Annotated in this window: 24 protein-coding genes; 11 read left to right on the forward strand and 13 right to left on the reverse strand. The window is 72.9% G+C overall.

Annotated features, from left to right (window positions below; all coding sequences use genetic code 11):
• Window positions 1–89: 89 nt before the first annotated feature.
• The 3 genes from PYS65_RS31115 to PYS65_RS31125 all read right to left on the reverse strand — a co-directional run bounded on the left by PYS65_RS31115 (window position 90) and on the right by PYS65_RS31125 (window position 3,360).
• Complete coding sequence (locus PYS65_RS31115) at window positions 90–1,115, reverse strand: 6-phosphofructokinase (protein ID WP_279337263.1); 1,026 nt, start codon at window positions 1,113–1,115, stop codon at window positions 90–92.
• A gap of 234 nt (window positions 1,116–1,349) precedes the next feature.
• The gene (locus PYS65_RS31120; protein WP_279337264.1) at window positions 1,350–2,078 is read right to left on the reverse strand and encodes a type 1 glutamine amidotransferase; all 729 of its coding nucleotides are present in this window, start codon (window positions 2,076–2,078) and stop codon (window positions 1,350–1,352) included.
• 43 nt (window positions 2,079–2,121) lie between these two features.
• Window positions 2,122–3,360, reverse strand: coding sequence for a Mur ligase family protein (locus tag PYS65_RS31125; RefSeq protein ID WP_279337265.1), 1,239 nt, complete (start codon window positions 3,358–3,360; stop codon window positions 2,122–2,124).
• 148 nt (window positions 3,361–3,508) lie between these two features.
• Here PYS65_RS31125 and def point away from each other — a divergent pair, with 148 nt between their 5' ends.
• Window positions 3,509–4,054, forward strand: a complete 546-nt coding sequence (def, locus tag PYS65_RS31130) for a peptide deformylase (protein WP_279337266.1) — start codon at window positions 3,509–3,511, stop codon at window positions 4,052–4,054.
• A gap of 3 nt (window positions 4,055–4,057) precedes the next feature.
• Here the strand turns inward: def and PYS65_RS31135 are convergent, their stop codons facing one another.
• The gene (locus PYS65_RS31135) at window positions 4,058–4,699 is read right to left on the reverse strand and encodes a TetR/AcrR family transcriptional regulator (RefSeq protein WP_279337267.1); all 642 of its coding nucleotides are present in this window, start codon (window positions 4,697–4,699) and stop codon (window positions 4,058–4,060) included.
• Window positions 4,700–4,870: 171 nt separating this feature from the next.
• Between PYS65_RS31135 and PYS65_RS31140 the strand changes: the two genes are divergently transcribed.
• Both PYS65_RS31140 and PYS65_RS31145 read left to right on the forward strand, forming a co-directional pair.
• The gene (locus PYS65_RS31140) at window positions 4,871–6,100 is read left to right on the forward strand and encodes an acyl-CoA dehydrogenase family protein (RefSeq protein WP_279337268.1); all 1,230 of its coding nucleotides are present in this window, start codon (window positions 4,871–4,873) and stop codon (window positions 6,098–6,100) included.
• Window positions 6,101–6,291: 191 nt separating this feature from the next.
• Window positions 6,292–6,954, forward strand: a complete 663-nt coding sequence (locus tag PYS65_RS31145) for a thiaminase II/PqqC family protein (protein ID WP_279337269.1) — start codon at window positions 6,292–6,294, stop codon at window positions 6,952–6,954.
• 32 nt (window positions 6,955–6,986) lie between these two features.
• Here PYS65_RS31145 and PYS65_RS31150 read toward each other — a convergent pair whose 3' ends face one another.
• From PYS65_RS31150 to PYS65_RS31165, 4 genes are all read right to left on the reverse strand, one after another.
• Window positions 6,987–7,223: a DUF6213 family protein gene (locus PYS65_RS31150; protein WP_279337270.1), complete on the reverse strand. Its 237-nt coding sequence runs from the start codon at window positions 7,221–7,223 to the stop codon at window positions 6,987–6,989.
• A gap of 25 nt (window positions 7,224–7,248) precedes the next feature.
• Complete coding sequence (locus PYS65_RS31155) at window positions 7,249–8,634, reverse strand: NADP-dependent succinic semialdehyde dehydrogenase (RefSeq protein WP_279337271.1); 1,386 nt, start codon at window positions 8,632–8,634, stop codon at window positions 7,249–7,251.
• Between the two features lie 77 nt (window positions 8,635–8,711).
• Complete coding sequence (locus tag PYS65_RS31160; protein WP_279337272.1) at window positions 8,712–9,176, reverse strand: NUDIX hydrolase; 465 nt, start codon at window positions 9,174–9,176, stop codon at window positions 8,712–8,714.
• A gap of 122 nt (window positions 9,177–9,298) precedes the next feature.
• Window positions 9,299–10,291, reverse strand: coding sequence for an NAD(P)/FAD-dependent oxidoreductase (locus PYS65_RS31165; protein ID WP_279337273.1), 993 nt, complete (start codon window positions 10,289–10,291; stop codon window positions 9,299–9,301).
• A 76-nt stretch (window positions 10,292–10,367) separates the two neighbouring features.
• Here PYS65_RS31165 and PYS65_RS31170 point away from each other — a divergent pair, with 76 nt between their 5' ends.
• The 6 genes from PYS65_RS31170 to PYS65_RS31195 all read left to right on the forward strand — a co-directional run bounded on the left by PYS65_RS31170 (window position 10,368) and on the right by PYS65_RS31195 (window position 15,783).
• Window positions 10,368–10,940 (forward strand): helix-turn-helix domain-containing protein, encoded by a 573-nt coding sequence (locus tag PYS65_RS31170; protein WP_279337274.1) that lies wholly within the window; start codon window positions 10,368–10,370, stop codon window positions 10,938–10,940.
• Between the two features lie 94 nt (window positions 10,941–11,034).
• Entirely contained in the window at window positions 11,035–12,012 is a 978-nt protein-coding gene (locus tag PYS65_RS31175; protein WP_279337275.1) for an NADPH:quinone oxidoreductase family protein, read from the forward strand.
• Window positions 12,009–13,247, forward strand: a complete 1,239-nt coding sequence (locus PYS65_RS31180; protein WP_279337276.1) for an acyl-CoA dehydrogenase family protein — start codon at window positions 12,009–12,011, stop codon at window positions 13,245–13,247. Before PYS65_RS31175 ends, PYS65_RS31180 begins: the two co-directional genes overlap by 4 nt.
• A gap of 83 nt (window positions 13,248–13,330) precedes the next feature.
• Window positions 13,331–14,431 (forward strand): acyl-CoA dehydrogenase family protein, encoded by a 1,101-nt coding sequence (locus tag PYS65_RS31185; protein ID WP_279338133.1) that lies wholly within the window; start codon window positions 13,331–13,333, stop codon window positions 14,429–14,431.
• 190 nt (window positions 14,432–14,621) lie between these two features.
• Window positions 14,622–15,485, forward strand: a complete 864-nt coding sequence (locus tag PYS65_RS31190) for a phosphatidylinositol-specific phospholipase C/glycerophosphodiester phosphodiesterase family protein (RefSeq protein ID WP_279337277.1) — start codon at window positions 14,622–14,624, stop codon at window positions 15,483–15,485.
• Window positions 15,486–15,588: 103 nt separating this feature from the next.
• Complete coding sequence (locus PYS65_RS31195; protein ID WP_279337278.1) at window positions 15,589–15,783, forward strand: hypothetical protein; 195 nt, start codon at window positions 15,589–15,591, stop codon at window positions 15,781–15,783.
• Window positions 15,784–15,859: 76 nt separating this feature from the next.
• Here the strand turns inward: PYS65_RS31195 and PYS65_RS31200 are convergent, their stop codons facing one another.
• The 3 genes from PYS65_RS31200 to xylB all read right to left on the reverse strand — a co-directional run bounded on the left by PYS65_RS31200 (window position 15,860) and on the right by xylB (window position 19,229).
• Window positions 15,860–16,258 (reverse strand): luciferase domain-containing protein, encoded by a 399-nt coding sequence (locus PYS65_RS31200; protein WP_279337279.1) that lies wholly within the window; start codon window positions 16,256–16,258, stop codon window positions 15,860–15,862.
• 188 nt (window positions 16,259–16,446) lie between these two features.
• A complete protein-coding gene (locus PYS65_RS31205; RefSeq protein WP_279337280.1) occupies window positions 16,447–17,682 on the reverse strand; it encodes an ROK family protein in 1,236 nt (411 codons plus the stop codon).
• 65 nt (window positions 17,683–17,747) lie between these two features.
• Window positions 17,748–19,229, reverse strand: a complete 1,482-nt coding sequence (gene xylB / locus PYS65_RS31210; protein WP_279337281.1) for a xylulokinase — start codon at window positions 19,227–19,229, stop codon at window positions 17,748–17,750.
• A gap of 114 nt (window positions 19,230–19,343) precedes the next feature.
• Between xylB and xylA the strand changes: the two genes are divergently transcribed.
• Together xylA and PYS65_RS31220 are read left to right on the forward strand one after the other, a co-directional pair.
• A complete protein-coding gene (xylA, locus tag PYS65_RS31215; protein WP_279337282.1) occupies window positions 19,344–20,510 on the forward strand; it encodes a xylose isomerase in 1,167 nt (388 codons plus the stop codon).
• Window positions 20,511–20,979: 469 nt separating this feature from the next.
• Window positions 20,980–21,303: a hypothetical protein gene (locus PYS65_RS31220; protein WP_279337283.1), complete on the forward strand. Its 324-nt coding sequence runs from the start codon at window positions 20,980–20,982 to the stop codon at window positions 21,301–21,303.
• 43 nt (window positions 21,304–21,346) lie between these two features.
• Here the strand turns inward: PYS65_RS31220 and PYS65_RS31225 are convergent, their stop codons facing one another.
• Both PYS65_RS31225 and PYS65_RS31230 read right to left on the reverse strand, forming a co-directional pair.
• Window positions 21,347–22,696, reverse strand: a complete 1,350-nt coding sequence (locus PYS65_RS31225; RefSeq protein WP_279337284.1) for an SWF or SNF family helicase — start codon at window positions 22,694–22,696, stop codon at window positions 21,347–21,349.
• The gene (locus PYS65_RS31230; RefSeq protein ID WP_279338134.1) at window positions 22,693–25,665 is read right to left on the reverse strand and encodes a DEAD/DEAH box helicase; all 2,973 of its coding nucleotides are present in this window, start codon (window positions 25,663–25,665) and stop codon (window positions 22,693–22,695) included. The genes PYS65_RS31225 and PYS65_RS31230 overlap by 4 nt, the downstream gene beginning before the upstream one ends.
• Window positions 25,666–25,931 lie beyond the last annotated feature (266 nt).

A 25,931-nucleotide genomic window follows, 5' to 3' on the forward strand; every position in this document is an offset into this window, starting at 1 on the left:
CGCGCCTGCGACCGGGGGCGGTCCTGTCCACGGGTGTCGCGGGAGTCACGGGCCCGGGACGGCACGGACACCGCGGGACGCGACGGGTGCTACAGGACGAACTCCGCCTCCGCGTAGCGGTCCTCGGGGACCGTCTTCAGCGTCTCGACGGCCTCCGCCAGCGACACCGTCACGATGTCCGTTCCGCGCAGCGCCGTCATCATCCCGAACTCCCCGCGGTGCACGGCCTCCACGGCGTGCCAGCCGAAGCGGGTGGCCAGCACCCTGTCGTACGCCGTCGGCGTCCCGCCGCGCTGGGTGTGCCCGAGGATCACCGGACGCGCCTCCTTGCCGAGCCGCGACTCCAGTTCCACGGAGAGCTGCCGCGCGATCCCGGCGAACCGCTCATGGCCGTAGACGTCCCTGCCGCCCTCGTCGAAGTCCATGGTCCCGGCCTTCGGCTTGGCGCCCTCCGCGGCGACCACGATGGCGAACCGCTTGCCCGCCGAGAACCGCGCGCCGACCGTCGCGGTCAGCTCCTCGATGTCGAAGGGCCGCTCGGGCACCACGATCGCGTGGGCGCCGGCCGCCATGCCGCAGTGCAGGGCGATCCAGCCGGTGTGCCGGCCCATGACCTCCACGATGAGCACCCGCTGGTGGGACTCGGCGGTCGTCTTCAGCCGGTCCAGCGCCTCGGTCGCCACCCCGACGGCCGTGTCGAAGCCGAAGGTGACGTCCGTGACCGCGATGTCGTTGTCGATGGTCTTCGGGACGCCCACTATCGGCAGGCCGTGGTCCGACAGCAGCCGGGCCGCCTTCAGCGTGCCCTCACCGCCGATCGGGATGATCGCGTCGAGGCCGAGTTCCTGGACGTGGCCCCTGGCCCGCTCCACACCGTCCCGCAGATGCTCGGGACGCACCCGGGAGGAGCCGAGGACGGTGCCGCCGCGGGCGAGGATGCCGCCCACCGCGTCGAGGTCGAGCTTGAGGTAGTCGCACTCCAGGAGGCCCTTCCAGCCGTCCCGGAAGCCGATGACCTCGTCGCCGTGGTCGACGACCGCGCGGTGCACTACGGAGCGGATGACGGCGTTCAGACCGGGGCAGTCTCCGCCGGACGTGAGGACACCAATACGCATAGCCCGAAACAACCTTCTCGCCGTGGGCCGGGACCGGACCGCGTCGTCCGGCTCGATCCCCGCCACCCTAGCGGCATCCGGGGGTGGGTCCGCAGCGCGCGTCCGCCTACTGGACGAGCCCGCTCACCTGGGCGGACCAGCCGTCAGACGGGCCGGTGACGCCCCTTCGGGCACCCGGTCCGCGCCCGGTGTCCACGGGCTCGCGGACACCGGGCGGACGTCGTGGCGCGGGCCCTATCCGGGCTGCTGCGAGGCCGTGATGCGCTCGTCCCGCAGTGCCTCGTACCAGCGGTCGTCGGTCGGCGGCAGCGCGTTGACGTCGAGCGCCAGCTTCAGCAGCAGGTCCGCGATCTGCGGGTTGCGGGCCAGCACCGGACCGTGCATGTACGTGCCGAACACGGTGTCGTTGTAGGCGCCCTCGGTGCCGTCCCCCGTGCCGTTGCCGTTGCCGAAGCGCACCCGGGCGAGCGGGCGGGCCGTCGGGCCGAGGTGGGTGACGCCCTGGTGGTTCTCGAAGCCGGTCAGCGGCGGCAGGCCGAGCGGCGCGTCGATGTCCCCCAGCACGTCGCCGACGCACCGGGCGCCCTCGCCGCGCACCGAGACGACGTCGAGCAGGCCGAGACCGGGCTCCCGCTGGCCGAGGTCGTTGATGAACTCGTGGCCGAGGATCTGGTAGCCGGCGCACACCGAGAACACGATCGCGCCGTTCTCCACCGCCCGGTGCAGTCCGCCGTCCCGGCGCAGCCGCTCGGCCGCGAGCCGCTGCGGACGGTCCTCACCGCCGCCGATCAGGTAGATGTCGCCGGAGGTCGGGATCGGCTGGTCGCTGCGCACGTCGAGCCGGGCCACGTCGAGGCCGCGCTGCCGGGCACGGCGCTCCACGACGAGCACGTTGCCCTGGTCGCCGTAGGTGCTGAGCAGGTCGGGGTAGATCCACACGATCCGCAGACCGTTGTCGCTCATGAAGTCACTGTCCTTGTGAGTACGTCGCGATACGTCGCCCGCGTCAGTTGCCGACGCGGCGGCGCAGGTCCTGGAACGCGGTGTAGTTGGCGATGACCTCGATCCGGCCCGGCGGGCACTGCTGCAGTGCCTGGTCGAGGTCATCGCAGACCTGGAACTGCTGGTCCGCGACCTCGAGCCGCACCGCGAGGTCCAGCTTCCGGTCGCCGAGGACGATGATCGGGTGGCCGGCCAGCTGGGTGTAGTCGACGTCCCACAGCCAGGAGGTGTCGGTGCCGTCGGCGGAGCGGGCGTTCACCGAGAGGATCACCGGGGTGGGCGGCGGGTCGATGAGGGAGAACGTCTCCAGCCAGCCCGCGGGGTTCTTGGCGAGCAGCAGCCGCAGGTCACGGCCCTGGTACTGGACGACGTCGTAGCGGCCGGCAACGGCCTGCACCTGGTACATGCGCTCCAGGGCGACCTGCGGCGGCACCCCGAACACCGCGGCGACGGCCGCGGAACTCGCGGCGTTGGCCTTGTTGGCGCGGCCCGGCAGCTGGAGGTGGATCGGCCAGGCGGAGCCGTGCGGGTCGAGGACGTGGTCGTCGGAGAGTGCCCAGGTCGGGGTGGGCCGGCGGAAGCCGCACTCGCCGCAGAACCAGTCGTCGTCGGGGCGCTGCATCACACCGCCGCAGGACGGGCACGACCAGGCGTCGTCCTTCCACATCTGGCCCGCGGCGACCCAGATCACATTGGGGGAGGAGGAGGCGGCCCACACCACCAGCGGGTCGTCGCAGTTGGCGACGAGGACGGCCTTGGAACCGGCCAGGCCCTCGCGCCAGTTCTCCGCGAGCATGCGGGTCTCGCCGGCCCGGTCGAGCTGGTCGCGGGAGAGGTTGAGCAGGGCGATGCACTTGGGGTCGGTGTCCCGGGCGACGCCGGCGAGGTACTTCTCGTCGACCTCGATGACGCCGAACTTCGCCTCCGAGCCGCCCGCGAGTGCCGAGGTGATGCCGGCGGGCATGTTGGCGCCGAGGGCGTTGGACACGACCGGTCCCGCGGCGCGCAGGGCCTCCGCGATGAGCCGGGTGGTGGTGGTCTTGCCGTTGGTCGCCGACACCAGGATGCAGTCCAGGTTCTGGGCGAGCCGGGCGAGGAGGTCGGGGTCGAGTTTGAGCGCCACCCGGCCGCCGATCACCGAACCGCTGCCGCGTCCCGCGGCGCGTGACGCCGCTGCGACCGCCTTGCCCGCGGTCACGGCCAGCTTGGCCCGCGGCGAGAGCGGGTCCGAGTTGCCTGCCATCAAGTCTCGATCCTCCTTGCGTACGCGCCGCGCCTGTGGCTGGCGGCCACGTGGTGTGGGCCTCAGCCTATCGAGGTCCATTCGCACTCCAGAACCATGGCACCACCGATGAGACGGACGTTGTTGAGAGGACCGTACTCTGAGGGCCATGCGACACGGTTCCATCCCGGGCGTCCACGGACGCGTCCGGCCTCTCACCCTGCTCGGCGACCCGGTGCTGCACGCACCCTGCGCGGAGGTCACCGACTTCGGTCCGGAACTGGCCCGCCTCGTGGAGGACTTGTTCGCGACGATGTACGCCGCGCAGGGGGTGGGCCTGGCCGCCAACCAGATCGGTGTGCCGCTGCGGGTGTTCGTGTACGACTGCCCGGACGACGAGGACGTCCGTCACCTGGGCCATGTGGTCAACCCGCGGCTGGTGGAGACGGACGGTGTGGTGGTGCGCGGTCCGGAGGGCTGTCTGTCCCTGCCGGGTCTGGAGGCGGGGACGGAACGTCACGACCACGCGGTCGTCGAGGGCCGCACGGCGACCGGGGAACCGGTCACCGTGCACGGCACCGGGTTCTTCGCCCGGTGCCTGCAGCACGAGTGCGACCACCTGGAGGGCCGCGTCTACGCCGACCGGCTGTCGGGCCTGCGCCGGCGCAGGCTCGCCCGCCAGGTGCGGCGGGCCTCCTGGAGCGGGCGCGGCTGAGCTTCAGAAGCCGGGCCCGCCGGCCCGGTCGTCGGCCGCTGCCAGCCGGCCCCAGAGCAGATCGGCCAGGCTGCGCACCAATTCCGTCCGGGAGCAGGGGCGTTCGCCGAGCCACCAGTCGCCGGCCGCGTGCATCATGCCGACGATCCCGTGCCCCCAGACGCGGGCCAGCTGCTGGCTGCCCGGTCCGAGGTCCAGCCGCTCCTCGATGACCTGGGCCAGCTCCTCGCCCATGCGCCGCAGCAGCGGCGCCGAGTGCTTGCCGACGTCGAAGCCCTGGTCGCCCGGCGAGCCCTCGGCCGGGTGCATCAGGAACCGGTACACCTGGGGGCGCAGCTCGATGGCGGAGAGGTAGGTGTCGAGGGTGTTCTCGACCCGTTCGCGCCGGTCCGCCGGGGCGTCCAGTGCCTCCCGCAGCGAGGCCAGGAGGGCGTCGGTGTGCCGCTGGGCCAGGGCGGCGTACAGTCCTCCCTTGTCACCGAAGTGCCGGTAGAGGATCGGCTTGGTGATGCCGGCCTCGGCCGCGATCGCGTTCATGGAGGCATGGGGGCCCTCGCGGAGCACCACCCGGTCGGCGGCCTCCAGCAGCTCGCGCCGACGGCGGTCGGCGGACCGTTGCTGGTCGGTCCGCTGTGTGGTGTCCATGGTCTCTCCCCACCCGTGCTGATTCGGTGACGCCTGCGCAAACTAACACTGACGGCGTGCCGGGCACCGGACGGGATCAGGGGGGTCCGGGGGAGTTGACTTTCCCTACCGGCCGGTAACAGACTGGGAGTTACCGTAAGTAACATGCACGTGCGCGCCGCTGGAGGGGACATGGCCGAGTTCATCATGGAACTCAACGAGGAACAGAAGGAAGTCCGTGACTGGCTCCACGGCTTCGCAGCCGATGTGATCCGCCCCGCGGCCGCCGAGTGGGACGAGCGCGAGGAGACCCCCTGGCCGGTGCTCCAGGAAGCCGCCAAGGTCGGCATCTACTCCCTCGACTTCTACGCCCAGCAGTACTTCGACCCCACCGGCCTCGGCGTCCCCACCGCCCTGGAGGAACTGTTCTGGGGCGACGCCGGCATCGCCCTGTCGATCGTCGGCACCGGTCTCGCCGCGGTCGGCGTCCTCGCCAACGGCACCGAGGAGCAGATCGGCACCTGGATCCCGCAGATGTACGGCGACGCCGACGACGTCAAGCTCGCCGCCTTCTGCTCCTCCGAGCCCGACGCCGGCTCCGACGTGGCCTCCATGCGCACCCGCGCGGTGTACGACGAGGCCAAGGACGAGTGGGTGATCAACGGCACCAAGACCTGGGTGACCAACGGCGGCATCGCCAACGTGCACGTCGTCGTCGCGGTCGTCGACCCGGAACTCGGCTCCAAGGGACACGCCTCGTTCATCGTCCCGCCGGACACCCCCGGCTGCTCCCAGGGACAGAAGTTCCAGAAGCACGGCATCCGCGCCTCGCACACCGCCGAGGTGGTCCTGGACGACGTGCGCGTCCCCGGCTCCTGCCTGCTCGGCGGCAAGGAGAAGCTGGACGAGCGCCTCGCCCGTGCCCGGGAGCGTGCCGGGCACGGGGGGACGGAAAGGGTGAAGAACGCCGCGATGGCCACCTTCGAGGCGTCCCGCCCGGCGGTCGGCGCCATGGCGGTGGGCACCGCCCGCGCCGCCTACGAGGTCGCCCTGGAGTACGCGCAGACCCGCGAGCAGTTCGGCCGTCCGATCATCGACAACCAGGGCGTCGCCTTCCAGTTGGCCGACATGCGCACCCGGATCGACGCCGCCCGCCTCCTGGTGTGGCGCGCCTCCTGGATGGCGGTCAACGGCAAGCCGTTCACGGCGGCCGAGGGCTCGATGTCGAAGCTGTACGCCAGTGAGACGGCCAAGAAGGTCACGGCCCAGGCGATACAGATCCTCGGCGGCAACGGCTACACGCGCGAGTACCCGGTGGAGCGGATGCACCGGGACGCCGCGATCTACACCATCTTCGAGGGCACGAGCGAGATCCAGCGCCTGGTCATCGCCCGCACCCTGTCGGGCGTGCCCATCCGCTGAGTCCCGGAGCCGAGGCCCGGCCGAGAGGAAGAACGGCGACGGTCCGGCGGTGCGACCCCCACCGCCCGGCCTCCGTACGGCGAGGACCGTCACCCCGCCGGGGCGCGCCGGGTTCTGCGGCCCCGGCTCCTGGGGGACGATCGTGGAGGAGCCGGCCGCACGACCGGCCGACCGACGCGACGGAGGCCGCGATGACGCGCACGGCCGGGGAACTGCTGGAGACGATCACGCGGGAACTGGCCCCGGACCCGCGGTCCAACCCTCTCGTGCCGCTGATCGCCCGTGGTGAGGCCGACCGGGACACCCTGGCCGCACTCGCCCTCGAGCAGCACCGGGTGATTCCCGCGGACCGCCGGGCGTTCCGGCATCTGGCGGACAGGTCCGCGGACCAGCCGCGGGCCGCCGCGTACTTCACCGCCCTCGCCGAGGGCGAGGAACGGGCGGCACCGCGGCTGGAGGCCTTCGCCGCGGCGTGCGGCGTGGACCGTGACCGGGCAGGCACGTACGACCCCCTGCCGGGCTGCCAGGCGTATCCCGCCTACATCGCCTGGCTGGCCCTCAACGCCGCGCCCGCCGACGCCGTACTCGCGGTGGCCGCCAACTTCTCGGCGTGGGGCGGCTACTGCGCCACCATCGCCGGGGCGCTGCGCACCCACTACGGCTTCACCGACGAGGCCTGCGCGTTCTTCGACCTCTTCGCCGAACCGGCCCCGGACCTGGACCGGACGGCCACGGAGGCGGTCCAGGCCGCCCTGGACGCGGGCCGCCTCGACGAGAACCGTGCCCGGGGGTACGGCCATCTGCTGCAGAGCTACGAGGCGTTGTTCTGGAGGACACTGCTGCGGCCCGTCTGACGGGGGCCGACGGCCTCACCCCGCCGTACCGGTCAGGGCGCGCTTCCACTGCTGTGGGCGATGCAGGCCACGTCGATCCGGTCGGCCAGCTTCGCCAGTTCGATCGTGAGCGCGGCCACCGTGTCCTCGTCGAGCCGGTCCTCCCCGGCCTCCACGAGCCGCAGCCACCGACCGCCCACCGTGCGCAGCAATTTGCTCACGTCCGCCGCGGAGACCTGCAGAACACCGCGGTCGTCGACGATCAGAGGCAGAGTCACTTCGCGGTTCACAGTCGGGATCGTAGTCGTGGGAACGTCACGCACCGTGCCAAACCGTGGTGATGTTGCAGAACTCGCGGATTCCGTGCCCGGACAGCTCACGCCCGTACCCGGACCGCTTGACCCCGCCGAACGGGAACGCCGGATGGGACGCCGTCATCCCGTTCACGAAGACGCTGCCCGCCTCCAGATCCCGGACGAACCGGTCGACCTCGGCCTCGTCACGCGTCCAGACGTTCGAACTCAGACCGAACAGCGAGTCATTGGCGATCAGTACCGCCTCGTCCAGGTCCGCCGCCCGGTACAGCGTGGCGACCGGGCCGAAGGCCTCCTCGCGGTGGACGCGCATCTCCCGGGTGATCCCGGTCAGCACGGTCGGCGGGTAGTACCAGCCGGGCCCGTCGGGCCGCTCACCGCCGCACAGCACGCCGGCCCCGGCGCGTACGGCGTCGTCGACCAGTTCCTCCAGGTCGGCGCGGCCCTGTTCGCTGGAGAGGGGGCCGACATCCGTCTCCTCGTCCATCGGGTCGCCGGTCCGCAGGGCCCGCATGCCCGCGGTGAAGCGTTCGGCGAAGGCGTCGTGGACGTCCGCGTGCACGATGAAGCGTTTGGCGGCGATGCAGGACTGCCCGGTGTTCTGCACCCGCGCGGTGACCGCGACCTCGGCGGCCCGGTCCAGGTCCGCGGAGGGCATGACGACGAACGGGTCGCTGCCGCCCAGTTCCAGCACCGTCTTCTTGATCATCTCCCCGGCGGTGGAGGCGACCGCCCGCCCCGCGGGTTCGCTGCCCGTGAGGGTGGCCGCCTTGACCCGCTCGTCCCGCAGGATCTCGTCGACCGCGGCGGAACCGACGAGCAGCGTCTGGAAGCAGCCCTCGGTGAAGCCCGCCCGGTGGAACAGGTCCTCCAGGTACAGAGCCGTCTGCGGCACGTTCGAGGCGTGCTTGAGCAGGCCCACGTTGCCGGCCATCAGCGTGGGCGCCGCGAACCGTACGACCTGCCACAGCGGGAAGTTCCACGGCATCACGGCGAGCACCGGGCCGAGCGGCCGGTAGCGCACCAGGACCCGGGAGGCGCCGGAGTCCTTCACGTCGGAGGCGTCGGGCTCCTCGTCGGCGAGGAGTTCCGCCGCGTGGTCGGCGTACCAGCGCATCGCCTTGGCGCACTTGGCGGCCTCGGCCCGGGCCTGCTTGACCGGCTTGCCCATCTCGGTGGTCATCACCCGGGCGATGCTCTGCCGGTCCTCGTCGAGGAGGGCGGCGGCCCGGTGCACCAGGCGGGCACGCTCCTCGAAGGACGTCGTCCGGTACGTGCGGAACGTGGCCTCCGCGAGCTGGAGCCGGCGCTCGATCTCCTCCTCACCCATGGCCTGGTACGTCTTGAGCGTCTCGCCGTTCGCCGGATTCACCGTTGCGATGGGCATGGCTGGCCTCCCTCGGGACGGGCTGTGCTTCTCGACCTTCCCGCGCGGCGGTGGGCGTCGCAACGCGGAAGGGCTCCTCAGAGCGAGTGCTCCGCCAGGCGGTCGAGAAACGCCGCCTGCGCCGTGACGACCAACTCCCGGGCCCGGTCCAGGGCGAACCACTCCACCCGGTCCAGCTCGGGGAACTCCCGGATCCGGCCCGACCTCGGCGGCCACTCCCGCTCGAACGTGCCGGGCACGACCGTCGCCGGGTCGAGATCGCCCTCGACCGCCCAGACCGTGACGGTCTTGCCGCCGGACTGCCGGACCTCACCGAGCGGTACGGCCTCCCCGTCCGGGGGCGGCAGCCCCAGCTCCTCCCGGAACTCGCGGCGGGCCGCGTCCCAGGCCGGCTCGCCGGGGTCGTACTCGCCCTTCGGCACGGTCCAGGCGCCGGTCTCCCGGCGGGCGAAGAACGGGCCGCCCATATGCCCGAGCAACACCTCGAGCCCGTGACCGGTGTGCCGGAACACCAGCAGACCGGCGCTCCGGGCGCCCTTCACGGCCGTACCCCGGGGCGTGCGGCGAGCAGCGCCTGAACCGTGTCCGCCTCCCGAGGGCGCTCGTCCTCGCGGCAGCGGACCACGCGGGCGAAGCGGAGGGTGGTGCCCATACAGCCATGGTGCTACGGGGCCGGCTGCCCCACACCCCGGCCGCCCGGCGCCTGTCCGGTCACCGCGGCGTCCAGATCGGTCATCAGCAGGTCTCCGACGATCGCGGCCGCCGCCCGGTAGCCGCCGCTCGCCGCGTGCACCACCTGCTCGGAGAAGCCGATCGCGTTGCCCGCCGCCCAGATTCCGGGCACCGAGGTCAGGCCGGTCGGGTCGACGACCGGGTAGGCGCCGAACGGGGTCTCGTCCAGCTCGGCCCCCAGCCGCTCCAGCAGGCTCGTCCGCGGCACCGGGCGCGGCCCGACGAAGAGCACGGAGCGGGCGTGGACGGAGCCGTCGGCCAGTCGTACCCCGGTGAGCCGGTCGTTCTCGGCCACCAGTTCCGCGACCTCGCCGGGCACCACGCCGACCCCGGCGGCGGCCAGCCGGCGCAGGTCCTGGTCGGACAGCTCCGCCTCGGCGACCCGGTGCAGGAAGAGGGTGACGTCCTTCGACCACCGGGACACCATCAGCGCCTGGTGCACGCTCATCGCGCTCGACGCGAGCACGCCGAACGGCTCGTCGCGCACCTCCCAGCCGTGGCAGAACGGGCAGTGCAGCACGTCCCGCCCGAACCGCTCGGCGACCCCGGGGACCGCGGGCAGCTCGTCCTTCAGCCCGGTCGCGACGACCAGCCGCCGGGCGCGCACGGCGCGTCCCGCCTCCCGTACGACGGTGAAGTGCTCCTCCTCCCGGGTGATGTCCGTGACCCGGTCCCGGTGGAGTTCCACGCCGTAGCGGGCGATCTCCTCCCGGCCGAGCGCCAGGAAATCGGCCGGCGGGATCCCGTCCCGGGACAGGTAGCCCTGCAGGTGGGGTGAGGGCGCGTTGCGCGGCTCACCCGCGTCGACGACCAGCGTCCGCAGGCGCGCCCGGCCCAGTACCAGCGCGGCGGACAGTCCCGCCGCGCCACCGCCCACGACGACCACGTCGTATTTTTCGCTGTGCTCGCTGTGCTCGTTGTTCATGCGACCACCTCCACGACGACGGTCGCCCAGTGGCTGCGGGATTGACAAATGTCTTTGCCGATCCTGCAATACCGGTATGACCACGGATGACGTTCTCGCGGATGTGGGCCCCCGGCTGCGGCGGATCAGGAAGGAACGGGAGGTGACGCTCGCCGCGCTGTCCGAGGCGACCGGCATCTCCGTGAGCACTCTCTCCCGGCTGGAGTCCGGGCTGCGCAAACCCAGCCTGGAGCTGCTGCTGCCGATCGCCCAGGCCCACCAGGTGCCGCTGGACGAACTGGTCGGCGCGCCGCCGGTCGGTGATCCGCGCGTCCGCTCCAAGCCGATCCAGCGCCACGGCCGCACCCACTGGCCGCTCACCCGCCAGCCCGGCGGGCTCCAGGCGTACAAGGTGCTCGAACCGCAGCGCAGGCTCGAGCCGGAACCCCGCACCCATGAGGGCTACGAGTGGCTGTACGTGCTCTCCGGCAGGCTGCGGATGGTGCTCGGCGAGCACGACGTGGTGCTGACGGAGGGGGAGGCGGCGGAGTTCGACACGCGCGTGCCGCACTGGTTCGGGTCGACGGGGGAGGGGCCGGTGGAGTTCCTCAGCCTGTTCGGCCCGCAGGGGGAGCGGATGCACGTACGGGCACGCCCCAGGCGGCCGTGACGCACGCGACGGTTCCCTGTCGGCAAGCGACCGCTTAGTATGCGAGTGACCCGGTCAGGCGAACACGACGTTCACAGTCCCGTGGAGGCTCCGCATGCAGGCATGGCAAGTGCACGAGAACGGTGAGCCGGGCGAGGTCATGCGCCTCGCAGAGGTGGCGCGGCCGGTGCCCGGCGAGGGCCAGGTCCTGCTGAAGGTGCGCGCCGCGAACATCAACTTCCCGGACGCGCTGATGTGCCGGGGCCAGTACCAGGTCAGGCCGCCGCTGCCGTTCACCCCGGGCCTGGAGATCTGCGGTGAGACCGAGGACGGACGCCGGGTGATCGCCAACCCCGTGCTGCCGTACGGCGGGTTCGCCGAGTACGCCGTCGCGGACGCCACCGCGCTGCGGGACGCCCCGGACGCGCTGGACGACGCCGAGGCCGCCGCCCTGCACATCGGCTACCAGACCGGCTGGTTCGGGCTGCACCGCAGGGCCGGTCTGGAGGCCGGTGAGACCCTGCTCGTGCACGCCGCGGCGGGCGGCGTCGGCAGCGCGGCCGTGCAACTGGGCAAGGCAGCCGGCGCCACCGTCATCGGCGTGGTCGGCGGCGCCGCGAAGGTGGCCGTCGCCCGGGAACTGGGCTGTGACGTGGTGATCGACCGGCGTGAGCAGGACGTCATCGCCGCGGTGAAGGACGCCACCGGCGGCAGGGGCGCCGACGTGATCTACGACCCGGTCGGCGGTCAGGCCTACGCCCAGTCCGCCAAGGTCGTCGCCTTCGAGGGCCGCATCGTGATCGTCGGCTTCGCCGGTGGCACGATTCCCAGCCCGGCGCTGAACCACGCCCTGGTGAAGAACTACTCGATCCTCGGCCTGCACTGGGGCCTGTACAACACCAAGAACCCCAAGCTGGTCCAGCACTGCCACGAGCAGCTCACCGACCTGGCCGCACGCGGTGCCGTCAAGCCGCTGGTCAGCGAGCGCGTGCCGCTCACCGGCGCCGCCGACGCCGTGCAGCGGGTCGCGGACGGAGTCACCACCGGACGCGTCGCCGTGCTGCCCGTACCGCAGAACGGAGCAGCGGCATGATCGACGCCACCGAACTGAGGCGCCGCACCCGGGAGTTGCTGGCCGTGCAGCCGCCCACCCGTCTCCCGCCACCACCCTCGACCGAGGGCCCTGCGGGCCCGCCCCCCTCGTTCGCCGGCACCGACCGCCTCGACTTCCTGCGCGCCCGCTTCGACGCGGGCCTCGCCTGGGTGCACTACCCCGAGGGGCTCGGCGGACTCGGCGCCCCCCGCTCCCTCCAGGCCGTCGTCGACGCCGAACTGGAGGCCGCCGGGGCACCCGACAACGACCCGCGGCGCATCGGCATCGGCCTGGGCATGGCGGCGCCGACGATCCTGCAGTACGGCACGGAGGAGCAGAAGCGGCGCTTCCTCCGCCCGCTGTGGACCGGCGAGGAGGTCTGGTGCCAGCTGTTCAGCGAGCCGGGCGCCGGATCCGACCTGGCCGCCCTCGGCACCCGGGCGGTCCGTGAGGGCGAGGACTGGGTGGTCGACGGGCAGAAGGTGTGGACCTCCAGCGCGCATCTCGCCCGCTGGGCCATCCTCATCGCCCGCACCGACCCGGAGGTGCCCAAGCACCAGGGCATCACCTACTTCGTCTGCGACATGACCGACCCCGGTGTCGAGGTGCGGCCGCTGCGCCAGATCACCGGCGAGGCCGAGTTCAACGAGGTCTTCCTCACCGGCGTCCGCATCCCCGACTCCCACCGCCTCGGTGAGGTCGGCGACGGCTGGCGGGTCGCGCAGACCACGCTCAACAACGAACGCGTTGCCATCGGCGGCACGCGGCTGCCCCGCGAGGGCGGCATGATCGGCCCGGTCGCGAAGGCCTGGCGCGAGCACCCCGAACTGCGCACCCACGACCTGCACCAGCGCCTGCTGGGGCTCTGGGTGGAGGCCGAGGTCGCCCGGCTCACCGGCGAACGCCTCCGCCAGCGGCTCGCGGTCGGCCAGCCCGGTCCCGAAGGCGCCGGGATGAAGCTGGGCTTCGCCCGCCTCAACCAGCAGATCAGCGGTCTGGAAGTGGAACTCCTCGGCGCGGACGGCCTGTTGTACGACGACTGGACCATGCGCCGCCCCGAACTGGTCGACTTCACCGGCCGCGATGCCGGCTACCGCTACCTCCGCTCCAAGGGCAACAGCATCGAGGGCGGGACGAGCGAGGTCCTGCTGAACATCGTCGCCGAACGCGTCCTGGGGCTGCCGTCCGAGCCGCGTACCGACAAGGACGTCGCGTGGAAGGACCTGGCCCGATGAGCACGACGAGCCCGATGAACCCGATGAACCCGATGAACCCGACGAACACGGTGGGCGCGAGCAGCACGACGAGCGCGACGCACCTGGAGGACCCGCAGCCCGACCTGCTCTACTCGGAGGAGGAAGAGGCGCTGCGCGCCGCCGTCCGGGACCTGCTCACCGACCACTGCGACGCGGCCGGGGTGATCTCCCGCATCGAGTCGGACACCCCGCACGACCTGGCCCTGTGGAAGTCGCTCGCCGACGGCATGGGTCTGGCCGGTCTGCTGGTGCCCGAGGACCGCGGCGGTCAGGGCGCCACCCACCGGGAGGCCGCGGTCGTACTGGAGGAGCTGGGGCGGGCTGTCGCCCCCGTGCCCTACCTGAGCAGCGCCGTCGTGGCCACCGAGGCGCTGCTGGCCTGCGCGGACGGGAGCGCGGACGGGGAGGACGTGCTGGCCTCCCTGGCGTCCGCGCGCCGGATCGGCGTCCTCGCTGTCGGGCTGCACACCGCGCCCGGCGCGTCCTTCGCCACCGCCCGGGCGGTGGACGGCGTACTGCACGGCGAGTTGACCGGTATCGCCGACGCCGCCGCGGCCGACGTGCTGCTCGTACCGGCGGACGACGGCGGGCTGTACGCCGTCGAGGCGGACGCGGTCACCGTCACCGGTCAGACGTCCCTGGACCTCACCCGCCCCGTCGCCACGGTCGTCCTCGACGGCGCCCGGGGACGCCGGCTGGGCGACGCCGAACCCGCCGTGCGACGGGCGCTGCGAGCCGGCGCCGGACTGCTGGCCTCGGAACAACTCGGCCTCGCCGAATGGGCGTTGACGGAGACCGTCCGCTATCTGAAGGACCGCAGGCAGTTCAACCGGCCGGTCGGCGGCTTCCAGGCGCTCAAGCACCGGCTCGCCCAGTTGTGGCTGGAGGTCGTCAACCTCCGTGCGGCGGCCCGCAACGCCGCCGCGGCCCTGTCCGCCGGCCGGGATGCCGATGTGGCTGTCGCAGTCGCGCAGGCCTACGCGGGACAGGTCGCCGTCCACGCCGCCGAGGAGGCGCTGCAACTGCACGCCGGCATCGGCATGACCTGGGAGCATCCGGTCCACCTGTACCTGAAGCGGGCCAAGGCCGACTCCCTCGCCTACGGCACGGCGGGTGCCCATCGAGAGGCGCTGGCCGAACTGGTCGACCTGCGGGCGCCCTGAGACACCGTCACGCGCCCGGTCCCGGTCGAAGGAGCCCGCCCCGCACGGGGCGGGCTCCTTCGCGTACCCGGCCCCGGCGAGGTGAACGCGTGACGGCGGATCGGCCAACTCCCCGCACAGCACTGCTTTCCGGGTGCGTGCCGACCTCATACTCCAGTGGTCCCGTACGGCACTTCCAGGGAGGCAGAGCATGGCCCTCACCACCCGTCGCAGAGCCCTCACCACCCTCGGCGCAGCCTTCGCGGGCTCGGTGGCGCTGCCCGCCGCCGAGGCGCTGGCCGGGGAACAGCGGCACCACCCACGTCCGTTGTGGCGCGCCCACGCCCACAACGACTACGTACACCCGCGCCCCCTCCTCGACGCACTCGACCACCGGTTCGGCAGCGTCGAGGCCGACATTTTCCTCGTGGGCGGCCAACTCCTCGTCGCCCACGACCCCGAGGACCTCGACCCGTCCCGTACTCTCGAGTCCCTCTACCTCGACCCGCTCGCCGCCCGGGTACGGGCCCAGCGCGGCTCGGTGTACCGGGGACACCGGGAGCCGCTCCAACTCCTCGTCGACATCAAGACCGAGGGCGCGTCCACCTACCTCGAACTCGACCGCCGCCTGCGCCGGTACCGGCATCTGTTCACCACCTGTGTCGACGGCCGGGTGCTGCCCGGACCGGTCACCGCCGTCGTCTCGGGAGATCGCGCGGCCCGCGCGCCCATGGAGGCCCAGCGGGTGCGGCACGCCTTCTACGACGGCAGGCTGACCGACCTCGGCGGGCCGGCCAGGGCCTCGCTCATCCCGCTGATCAGCGACAACTGGACGCTGCACTTCACCTGGCGGGGCGTCGGCGCCTTCCCCGCCGCCGAGCGCCAAAAACTGCGGGACATCGTGGGCGGCGCGCACGCGCGCGGCCGGCGAGTGCGCTTCTGGGCCACCCCGGACCAGCCGGGCCCCGCCCGGGACGCCCTGTGGGGCGAACTGGCCGCCGCCGACGTCGACCACCTCAACACCGACGACCTGGCGGGACTGGAATCCTTCCTCGACGCGTACCGCCCGCGGTAGACACCACACGTTCGGAGGACAGGTCAGCCGCCCGGACGAACCCTCCGCTACGCCACACTTACGGCCGAACGCCGCGAAGCAGACGTGGCGGAGGAGGTTGACGATGGCCGTTTCCATCTCTGTGGTGCTGCTGCTCGCGGTCCTGGCGGTGATCTTCCTGCGCAACGGCGGACTGAAGCTCTCGCACGCTCTGGTCTGCCTGCTGCTCGGGTTCTCTCTGGCCAGTACCAGCATCGCCCCCACCATCCACAGCGGTCTGACCGCGACGGCGGACATCGTCAGCGGTCTGCGGCCGTAGGACCCGGGGCCCGCCGGGTGACTCGGCGTTCCCGGAGTTTCGAGGGCTTTCGGCGTTCCCGGCGTTTTGGGCTTTCTCAGCGTTCGGTCACCGCGTCGCGCGGCAGCACCGTGACCCGGTGGAAATTGCACCCGGCGGTCGTCGGTGCGCAGGAGGGGGGCGGTGAGGTCTGGTGGGCCTTGAGCGCGACGCTCACCAGGCTCAGCAGCAGGTCCACGTCGGTGGCGCAGTCCAGATGCACCGTCACCCAACTCGACCCCGGGGTCAGCTGGATCGCGGTCGAGGCGTTCAGATCGTAGTGGAAGCGCTGAATGGCGCGGCGGGTCAGGTGGAGGTCGACGTCCCGTTCGGAGTGGAAGTGGACGATCTCTTCGCGAGTGGAGCGGAGAGCCTGTCCGGTACCGCAAGCTGCCTTGCAGGCGGTGAGGTCGGGCCAGGTCCGAAGTAGCTCCATGGCTCGCTGCGCCGGTTTCATGGCCTCATAGTGACCCGCTCATCGTGCGGCAACCAGTAGTTGGGCGTTTCGTAATCGATCGGTGAGGCGGCGCACCCCTTACCCATGATCACATCGTGACAGCGGGCCACCTGGTGACCGCACACGGTGCTCCCGTCCTCGTGTGCGACAAGGGCCAGGGCCGGAACCCGGGGGCAGGGGCAGGGGGCTCAGGCCCTCCCGGCGACCGCAGCCGGGTCGTCCAGGACCCCCCGGACCACCGAGTGCGCCGCGCCCAGCAGGGGGCCCTCGGGGCCCAGGGCCGACACCGAGACGGTGCAGGCCGGGCCCGCCGTGCGCCGGGCCAGTTCGGAGCGGAGCGAGGGCAGCAGCCAGGGCGCGAGCCCGGACAGCGCGCCACCCAGCACGACGCTCTCCGGGTCCAGGAGGTTGACCGCCCCGGTCAGCGCGATGCCGAGCGCCGTCCCCGCGTCGTGCAGGGCACGCCGTACGGCGGGGTCGCCCTGTTCGGCACGGCCGGCGAGCAGGCCCACGCGGTCCTCGCCCGGCTCCACACCGGCGGCGCGCAGCACCGCCCGCTCACCGGCGTACTGCTCCAGGCAGCCGCGTCCACCGCAGCCGCACTCCGGGCCGTCGGGCCGTACCGGCACGTGCCCCAACTCGCCCGCGAAGCCCCGGGTTCCGTGCAACAGCCGCCCGTCCACGACCACGGCGGCGCCGATGCCGATCTCGGCCGACACATGGAGGAAGTCGCGCGGTGTGCCCTCGCCGAGCCAGAGTTCGGCCAGCGCGCCGCAGTTGGCCTCGTTGGCCACGGTCAGTGGGAACCGCGCCGGGAGCAGGGCACCGAGGTCGGTGTCGCGCCAGCCGAGGTTCGGCGCGCGTACGACGGTCCGGGCGTCCCGTGCCACCAGGCCCGGCACGGCCACGGTGAGCCCGGCCGGCCACAGCCCTTCCCCCTCGGCCTCGGCGACGACCCGGAGCAGGAGTCCGGTCAGCTCCTCGATCACCGGTCCGGGGGAGCGGCCGCGGTTCGGGACGTGCCGTACCGCCCGTGCCCGGACCCGTCCCCGCAGATCGACCGCGCACACCGCGAGATGGTCGACGCCGATCTCGGCACCGATTCCGGCCGGACCGCGCCCGCTGACGGCGAGCGCCGAGCCCGGCCGGCCCACGCGTCCCGGTCGCTCGGGGCCCAGTTCCTCCAGCAGGCCCGAGCGGATGAGCTCGTCGACCAGGGTGGACACCGCCGCCCGGGTCAGGCCGATGCGTGAGGCGACGGCGGCCCGGGACAGCGGCCCCTCGGCGCTGACGGTGTGCATCACCCGTGAGAGGTTGCGGCGGCGCATGCCCTGCTGGGTGTCGGGCAGTGTCCGTCCCGGACCGGGAGGGGGCGGTACCCGCCCCGAGCCGGCCGGGCGGGTCTCGTGCAGCGGTGCGCTCATGCCTCCGTCAGTCCTCGTCGGTTCTGTCACGGTGTGGCCGGGGCCGGTGTCCGCCGGCGAAGGCCTCAGTCGGTGTCCGTGCCCCGCTCCAGGAGCGGGGCCGCGTCGGAGAGTACCCCGGCGATCCTGGCCAGCGTCTCCTCGTCCCGCTCCACCGGCTCCAGCACCGGCCCCGCCGCCGTGTCCCAGCGGCGGGCGACCGCGGCCGGGTCCTCCCCGGTGAGCAGGCCGGCCGCCTGCGCCGCCGCACCGAGCGCCACCAGCTCCCGCGCCTCGGGCACCTGCACGGCCCGGCCCGAGAGCCGTCGCACGGTCTGCTGCCAGGCCGTGCCCCGGGAGCCGCCGCCGATCAGCAACAGGGGCGCCGACGGGTCGGCGTCCTTGTCGTTCTGGCCCTTCTGGCCCTTCTCGTCGTCCTTGCCGACGACGCGGTCGAGCGCGCCGAGCAGGGAGTGCACGGCACCGTCGTAGGCGGCCTGGAGCAGCTGACCGCCGGTCGTGTCATGGCGCAGCCCATGCAGCAGGCCGGACGCGTGCGGGAGGTTGGGGGTGCGCTCACCGTCGAGGAAGGGCAGGAGCGTGATGCCGTGGCCCGGTTCGACGGCCTCGCGGTCCAGGCCCAGCAGGGTCGCGACCCGGTCCACGGCGAGCGTGCAGTTGAGCGTGCAGGCGAGCGGCAGCCAGTCGCCGCGCGCGTCGGCGAAGCCCGCCACGATGCCGGTCGGATCGGTCGGCCGGCGCCGCGACACCGCGTACACCGTGCCCGAGGTGCCGAGGCTCATCACCGGGGTACCGGGCCGCACACCGAGGCCCAGCGCGGCGGCCGCGTTGTCCCCGGTACCGCACGCCACCAGGGTGCCCTTGGAGAACGGCAGGTCAGGATGGGCGCGTACGGTCCCGGCCACCTCTTTGGGCCGTACGACACGGGGCAGCAGCGCCGGGTCGAGTCCCACATGCGCGAGGATCTCCTCGTCGTACGACTCGGTTCCGGAGGCCCACCATCCGGTGCCGGAGGCGTCGCCGCGGTCGGTGGTGCCCTGGCCGGTGAGCCGTCCGGTGAGGTAGTCGTGGGGGAGCCGGACGGCCTTGGTGGCGCGGACCGCGTCCGGCTCGTGCTCCGCCAGCCAGGCCCACTTGGTGACCGTGAACGAGGCGGCCGGCACGCTTCCGGTGTGCTCGGCCCAGAACTTCGCGCCGCCCAGTTCCTCGGTCAGCCGGCGGGCCTGCGGCGCGGAGCGCACGTCGTTCCACAGCAGTGCCGGACGCACCGGCTCGCCCCGCTCGTCCAGGGTGACCAGCCCGTGCTGCTGGCCGCCGATCGACACCGCGGCGGCCTCGTGCGCCGCCTGCCCGCACTGGCGCAGTGCCTCGCACAGGGCGTCCCACCACTGGCGCGGATCGCTCTCCCGGCCCGCCCCCGAGGTCACCGTGTGCGGTGCCTGGCCGCTCGCGACGACGCGTCCGGTGGCCACGTCGACGACCAGCGCCTTGGTGGACTGGGTGGATGTGTCCACGCCGACGACGAGCGGACCCTCGGCTGCTGACATCGGTTTCTCCCTCTTCCGCGGTTCAGCGGGGTGTCTCTCTTCCCAGAGCTGCTCCTGCATACTAATTTGTAAATCGCCATGACGAAATAGCCTCAGCGAGCAAGGAGCCACGGCATGAACTACCGGCCCACCCCCGAGGACAAGTTCACCTTCGGTCTGTGGACCGTCGGCTGGCAGGGACGCGACCCGTTCGGTGACGCCACCCGACGCGCCCTCGACCCGGTCGAGTCGGTGCAGCGCCTGGCCGAGCTGGGGGCTCACGGCGTCACCTTCCACGACGACGACCTGATCCCCTTCGGCTCGAGCGACAGCGAGCGCGAGGGACACATCAAGCGGTTCCGGCAGGCGCTGGACGCCACCGGGATGAAGGTGCCGATGGCGACGACCAACCTCTTCACCCACCCGGTGTTCAAGGACGGCGCGTTCACCGCCAACGACCGCGACGTGCGCCGCTACGCGTTGCGCAAGACCATCCGCAACATCGACCTCGCGGTCGAACTCGGTGCCCAGGTGTACGTGGCCTGGGGCGGCCGCGAGGGCGCCGAGTCCGGCGCCGCCAAGGACGTACGGGTCGCCCTGGACCGCATGAAGGAGGCCTTCGACCTGCTCGGCGAGTACGTCACCTCCCAGGGCTACGACCTCCGTTTCGCCATCGAGCCGAAGCCGAACGAGCCGCGCGGCGACATCCTGCTGCCCACCGTCGGCCACGCCCTGGCCTTCATCGAGCGCCTGGAGCGGCCGGAGCTGTACGGCGTCAACCCGGAGGTCGGCCACGAGCAGATGGCCGGGCTGAACTTCCCGCACGGCATCGCGCAGGCGCTGTGGGCGGACAAGCTGTTCCACATCGACCTCAACGGCCAGTCCGGCATCAAGTACGACCAGGACCTCCGGTTCGGCGCCGGTGACCTGCGTGCCGCGTTCTGGCTGGTGGACCTGCTGGAGTCAGCCGGCTACAGCGGCCCGAAGCACTTCGACTTCAAGCCGCCGCGGACCGAGGACCTCGACGGAGTGTGGGCCTCGGCGGCGGGCTGCATGCGCAACTACCTGATCCTCAAGGACCGCGCGGCGGCCTTCCGTTCCGACCCCGAGGTGCAGGAGGCGCTGCGCGCGGCCCGCCTGGACCAGCTGGCCCAGCCCACGGCGGCCGACGGCCTCCAGGCACTGCTCGGCGACCGGTCGGCCTTCGAGGACTTCGACGCCGACACCGCCGCCGCGCGCGGCATGGCCTTCGAGCACCTCGACCAGCTGGCGATGGACCACCTGCTGGGCGCCCGGGGCTGAACCTCGGGCCCCGGGGAGCAGAGGGTCCGGGACGGTGTGAGCGTGGCCGACGTGCTGCTTCGCGTGGTGGCCGCGCTCACCCGGGATCACGAGGACCACGGGGACCACGGGATCAGGCGGCGGCACGAGGGACCGCACGGCCGGCCTCCGCGCGGAGCACGCCGCGGGCTCGGGCCCGTGCCCCGGCTCCGTGTCGAATTCCGTGCGGGACGCTCGCGCCGGGAGCGCGTCCGAGGCGACCATGGCCGGTATGGCCAAGCCACCGGTACCGCCCCAGCCGCCCGGCCCGCCGGGTGACACGCCGCCCCCGGGCGGCGGCTTCGGACCCCCCTCGTACGGCGGCGCACCTCCGCCGCCGGACCCCCCTCCGCCCGGCCCGCCTCCGCCTCCCGATCCGCCGCAGGACCCGCCAGGCGACGGGGGCGGATCGGGACGGGGTCCCGGCGGGCGCAGGAACCTCCTGCTCATCGTGCTCGCGGCGATCGTGGCCGTGGCGGCCGTCTTCGTGGTCGTGCTGATGGCCTCGGGAGGCGACGACGCGCCGGACGAAGAACCCACCGGGAGCAGCACGGGCGCCCCCGGCTCGCCCGACCCGTCCCCGGGCGTCCCGTCCGAGCTGCCCAGCGGTCTGGAGAGCCTGCTGCCGTCCGGTTTCCCCACCGAGCTGCCGTCGGACTTCCCGAGCGAACTGCCCAGCGGTCTGCCGACCGAGCTGCCGAGCGGCGTGCCCAGCAATCTGCCGAGCGGGCTCGAATCGCTCCTCCCGCCCCTGGACGAGGCCGGGTTGCGCTGACCCGGGCCAGACACGTACACGGCGTCTTCCGGGTGAGACTGTTTCAGGCCGTTCTCCCGGCGTGGAGCTCCGCCCTCGCCGACGCCAGGGCCGTCGCCGGGTCCTGGGCGGCGCCTCCCGCCGGGACCCAGCGGCCGCGCTCCTTGCGGTACGGCCACCAGCGGCCGTCGCGTCCCAGCCGCAGCTGGACCGGCGCACCGACGACGGTCCAGCGGTTGGCACGGGTCCGGAACACCGGCCGTTCGCCCTCGTCGCCCTCGGCCCAGGCCGACTCGAGGGCCGCACGTGCGCGTGCGAGCGCTTCGGCGTCCACCGTCCACTCCTCGTCGAGCACGGCCAGCGCCGCCGTACCACCCTGGCGCCAGGCCCGTACGGCCACGGCCAGCCCCTCCCGGCCACGCCCCGAACCGGCGGCGAGCCGGTCCGCCACGGCGCGCGCCGGGTCACCGGCGGCCAGCCGCACCGCGTCCTGAGCCGCCGTCGGATCCGGCTCCACCGGCTGCCGTTCATGCCCGTCCCGGAGCGCCTCCGCGAGCAGGTGACGGGCCTGCGCGGAGGTCCGTGCGGCGAGGAACCCCAGGGCGGACGGGTCGATCCCGGCAGGGGGAGGCCCGTCCGTGTCCAGCGACGGAGGCACCCCCGGCGCCGCGGGCAGCGGGGGAGCGGCGGGCAGCCCCGGCCGGATGCCGCCCGCCGCGAACGCCTCGGCCGCGTCCACGCCCTCCGGGCGGGACCGCTTCTCCGGGTGTGTCCCGGCATGCGACCGGAGCGCGTCCAGCAGGGCCCGCTCACCGCGCCCCCGCAGCAGGAACAGGACGAACGGGTCCTGGTCCAGCAGCAGGGCCACCTGGTAGCAGAGCGCCGCCGTGTGACCGCAGTGGTCCCAGGCCCCGCAGTCGCACTCCGGCTCCAGATCGCCCAGGCCCGGCAGCAGTTCGACCCCGGCCGACTCCGCGTCCTCCACCAGATGCGGCGGCATCTCCCGGTCGAGCAGCGCCGCCACATGTCCGGCCCGTTCGACGGCCATGCCCAGAAAACGGTCCCACTGCTCGTCGGACAGCTCCTGGAGCAGGACGTCCGCCCGGTGCGCCGTGCGGTCGCGGTCCTGTACGACGGCCGTGATGCGTCCCGGACGCACGGACACCGCGCCGACCGCTCCCGCGCGGGCGAGCCCGCGCCCCGCCTTCAGCTGCTGGGCGTCCAGGGCCGTGCCCTCCAGCGCCGTCAGCCAGGCCCGGCCCCACCAGGTCTGCGCGAAACCACGCCCCCGCGCGGGAGGCAGCGCGGCGAACGTCCGCTCCGTCCCGGCGGCTTCACCGCCGGCCGCATCTCCGTCGGCCTCGTGACCGTCGGCGTCGCGGTCGTCGGTCTCCGCAGCGTCGTACCGGCTCATCGTGCTCCCTCTCGCAGTTCCACCAGATCCGCCAGTTCGGCGTCCGTCAGTTCGGTGAGCGCCGCCTCCCCGGAGCCGAGCACCGCGTCCGCCAGTTCGCGCTTGCGGACCAGCAGTGCGGCGATGCGGTCCTCGATCGTGCCCTCGGCGATCAGCCGGTGCACCTGTACCGGCCGGGTCTGGCCGATGCGGTACGCGCGGTCCGTCGCCTGCGCCTCGACGGCGGGGTTCCACCAGCGGTCGTAGTGCACGACGTGCTCGGCACGGGTGAGGTTCAGGCCCGTGCCCGCGGCCTTCAACGACAGCAGGAAGACCGGGACCTCGCCGTCCTGGAAACGCCGCACCATCGCCTCGCGCCCGGCCACCGGCGTGCCGCCGTGCAGGAACTGCGACGGCACGCCCCGTGCGGCGAGGTGACGCTCCAGGAGACGGGCCATCCGCACGTACTGCGTGAAGACCAGCACCCCGGCCCCCTCGGCGAGCACCGTGTCGAGGAGCTCGTCCAGCAACTCCAGCTTCCCGGACCGCCCAGCGAGCACCGGACGGTCCTCCTTGAGGAACTGCGCCGGGTGGTTGCAGATCTGCTTGAGCCCGGTCAGCAGCTTCACGATCATTCCCCGTCGCGCCATGCTGTCGGTGCCGGAGATCTCGGCGAGGGCCTCCCGCACCACGGCCTCGTACAGCCCCGTCTGCTCCTGGGTGAGCGACACCGGATGGTCCGTCTCCGTCTTCGGCGGCAGCTCGGGCGCGATCCCGGGGTCCGACTTGCGGCGGCGCAGCAGGAACGGCCGCACCAGCCGGGCCAGCCGCTCTGCCGCTGCCGGGTCCTGCCCGCTCTCCACGGCCTCCGCGTACTGCCTGCGGAAGGTGCCGAGCCGGCCGAGCAGGCCGGGCGTCGCCCAGTCCAGGATGGCCCACAGTTCCGAGAGGTTGTTCTCCACGGGCGTGCCGGTGAGCGCCACGCGCGCGCGTGCGCCGATGGAGCGCAGCTGCCGGGCCGTCGCCGCGTAGGGGTTCTTCACGTGCTGGGCCTCGTCGGCGACGACCATGGCCCAGTCCACCTCGGCGAGCCGGGGAGCGTCCAGGCGCATGGTGCCGTACGTGGTGAGGACGAACTCGCCCTCGGCCAGGTCGTCCAGTGAGCGCCGTGCACCGTGGAAGCGGCGTACCGGTGTACCGGGCGCGAACCGTTCGATCTCCCGCTGCCAGTTGCCCATCAGGGAGGTCGGGCACACCACGAGGGTGGGTCCGGCGGACACGGGGTCGGACTGCCGGTGCAGATGCAGGGCGATCAGGGTGATGGTCTTGCCGAGGCCCATGTCGTCGGCGAGACAGCAGCCCAGGCCCACGGAGGTCATGTGGGCCAGCCAGTTCAGCCCGCGCCGCTGGTAGTCCCGCAGGGTGGCGGCGAGGGCCGCCGGCTGTGCGACGGGCCGCTGTCCCTCGGGGTCGGCGAGACGGTCCCGCAGGGCCGCCAGCCAGCCGGTGGGCCGCACCTCGATCCGGTGGCCGTCCACCTCCACCGAGCCGGTCAGGGCGGCCCCGAGCGCGTCGACGGGCCGTACCTCGTGGTCGTGGCGCGCACGGGCGCGGAGCACCTCCCGAGGGTCGAGCAGCACCCACTGGTCGCGCAGCCGCACGACGGGACGCTTGGTCTCCGCGAGCCGGTCCAGCTCCGCGCGGGTGAGCTGCCGGTCGCCCAGGGCGAACGACCAGTCGAAGGCGAGCAGTGCGTCGGCCGACAGGAAGGACGGTCCCTGGGAGGCGCCCGCGACATCGGGCCGCCCGGAGCGCTCGGGGCGCCGCTCGCCGGCAGCGGGACCGATCTCCGCGCGGGTGGTCAGTTCGCGGGTCAGCTCCCTGGGCCAGTGCACGTCGACGCCCGCGCCGGCGAGCGCCCTGGTGCCCTCTCCGAGGAGCTCGGTGACCTCCTCGTCGGCGAGGTCGACCGCGTCCGGCACGGTCGCCGACAGCAGGGGGGCGAGCGGGGCCCAGGCGCGGGCGGCGCGGCGGAGCGCGAGCAGCGTGTCCGTCCGGGTGCGCGGTCCGAAGCCGCCGTCTGCGCCGTCTGCGCCGTTCGCGGGGCCGGCCCACACGTCGGTGGCGTCCGCGACGAGCGCGGGGTCGCTCACACTGTGCACCTGGAGCACCACTCGGAACGTGGCGTTCGCGCCGTCGTCACCCATGGTGTCGCTGTCCATGGTGTCGCTGTCCATGGTGTCGTCGTCCAGGGGATCCGTGAGCCCCGTCAGGTCCGTGAGGCCGTGCACCTCGACGCGCAGGGACAGGCGTACGCCGGCGTCGTGGCCCGCGGCGACGTCGGCGGCCCAGTCGCGCAGTTCGGGCAGGTGCTGCCGCTGCGGTACCGCGTAGGCGGGGGCGCCGGTGACGAGGGGTGCGGCGGGGGAGCGGGGCAAGGTGTCGGCGACCGCGTCGAGGAAGGCGCGCAGCAGCCGTTCGGGATCGGGCAGGCGCAGCGGCCCGGGGCCGTCCACCGGCAGGGCGTGTGCCTCGGGCGGCATCGCGGCGGCCAGCCGGCGCACCGCCTCGATGTCCTCCGCGTCCAGCGGCCCCGTGCGCCAGGCGTCGTGGCCGGCCGGGGACAGTCCCGGCAGCAGCAGTCCGCGCGCCACCAGACCCAGGGCGTGCACGGCGGCAGCGCCCCAGAACACGGCGGCAGGGTGCCCTTCGTCGCGTGCCCGTGCCCGGGTGAGGACGGGCAGCGCGGCGCGTACCGGCAGCAGTGCCGCCGGGACGCTCACCGTCTCCACTCCGGTCTCGCCGGGAACGACGACGGTCAGCTCCTCGACCGACGCCGCGTCCACGGCAGGGGGAGCCGACCCGTCGGGCCGCCAGAAGGCGACCCGGCCGGTGCGGGCCGGATCACCGGGTACGAATACGGCTGAACAGCGGGTCAGTTCGGCGTACTGAGCGGGAGCGTGCGGCGGGGGAGGCGTCTGCGCGACGATGACGGATTCCTTGCTTCATCGATTCATCAAACTTGACTAGCGGCATCGGAGCCGCCGAGAGTACAACACGACCGGGGGTGACCGGGTATGCCTGGGTGGTGAACCGGGTCACCATGGAGACGCGGTCGTGTTCCGTCCCCATGCATCAGTGAGTCGCCGAGTCGCCGAGTCACCGAGTCACTGAGCCGGTGAATCGACGAATCGACGGTGGCCCTCAGGGAAGCCTAGGGGGTGAACCTCAGGGGCGTCTCAGGGGCGCGGTCGGA

It is taken from the genome of Streptomyces cathayae (assembly GCF_029760955.1).
Lineage (GTDB): Bacteria > Actinomycetota > Actinomycetes > Streptomycetales > Streptomycetaceae > Streptomyces > Streptomyces cathayae.

Excerpts from the sequence above, each read along its gene's own strand:
- PYS65_RS31165 (WP_279337273.1), bottom strand. The coding sequence starts at position 10,291 with ATGAACAACGAGCACAGCGAGCACAGCGAAAAATACGACGTGGTCGTC.
- PYS65_RS31195 (WP_279337278.1), top strand. The coding sequence starts at position 15,589 with ATGGCCGTTTCCATCTCTGTGGTGCTGCTGCTCGCGGTCCTGGCGGTG.
- PYS65_RS31170 (WP_279337274.1), top strand. The coding sequence starts at position 10,368 with ATGACCACGGATGACGTTCTCGCGGATGTGGGCCCCCGGCTGCGGCGG.
- PYS65_RS31155 (WP_279337271.1), bottom strand. The coding sequence starts at position 8,634 with ATGCCCATCGCAACGGTGAATCCGGCGAACGGCGAGACGCTCAAGACG.
- PYS65_RS31145 (WP_279337269.1), top strand. The coding sequence starts at position 6,292 with ATGACGCGCACGGCCGGGGAACTGCTGGAGACGATCACGCGGGAACTG.
- PYS65_RS31180 (WP_279337276.1), top strand. The coding sequence starts at position 12,009 with ATGATCGACGCCACCGAACTGAGGCGCCGCACCCGGGAGTTGCTGGCC.
- PYS65_RS31125 (WP_279337265.1), bottom strand. The coding sequence starts at position 3,360 with ATGGCAGGCAACTCGGACCCGCTCTCGCCGCGGGCCAAGCTGGCCGTG.
- PYS65_RS31120 (WP_279337264.1), bottom strand. The coding sequence starts at position 2,078 with ATGAGCGACAACGGTCTGCGGATCGTGTGGATCTACCCCGACCTGCTC.
- PYS65_RS31190 (WP_279337277.1), top strand. The coding sequence starts at position 14,622 with ATGGCCCTCACCACCCGTCGCAGAGCCCTCACCACCCTCGGCGCAGCC.
- PYS65_RS31135 (WP_279337267.1), bottom strand. The coding sequence starts at position 4,699 with ATGGACACCACACAGCGGACCGACCAGCAACGGTCCGCCGACCGCCGT.
- xylB (WP_279337281.1), bottom strand. The coding sequence starts at position 19,229 with ATGTCAGCAGCCGAGGGTCCGCTCGTCGTCGGCGTGGACACATCCACC.
- PYS65_RS31140 (WP_279337268.1), top strand. The coding sequence starts at position 4,871 with ATGGCCGAGTTCATCATGGAACTCAACGAGGAACAGAAGGAAGTCCGT.
- def (WP_279337266.1), top strand. The coding sequence starts at position 3,509 with ATGCGACACGGTTCCATCCCGGGCGTCCACGGACGCGTCCGGCCTCTC.
- PYS65_RS31175 (WP_279337275.1), top strand. The coding sequence starts at position 11,035 with ATGCAGGCATGGCAAGTGCACGAGAACGGTGAGCCGGGCGAGGTCATG.
- xylA (WP_279337282.1), top strand. The coding sequence starts at position 19,344 with ATGAACTACCGGCCCACCCCCGAGGACAAGTTCACCTTCGGTCTGTGG.
- PYS65_RS31205 (WP_279337280.1), bottom strand. The coding sequence starts at position 17,682 with ATGAGCGCACCGCTGCACGAGACCCGCCCGGCCGGCTCGGGGCGGGTA.
- PYS65_RS31225 (WP_279337284.1), bottom strand. The coding sequence starts at position 22,696 with ATGAGCCGGTACGACGCTGCGGAGACCGACGACCGCGACGCCGACGGT.
- PYS65_RS31115 (WP_279337263.1), bottom strand. The coding sequence starts at position 1,115 with ATGCGTATTGGTGTCCTCACGTCCGGCGGAGACTGCCCCGGTCTGAAC.
- PYS65_RS31200 (WP_279337279.1), bottom strand. The coding sequence starts at position 16,258 with ATGAAACCGGCGCAGCGAGCCATGGAGCTACTTCGGACCTGGCCCGAC.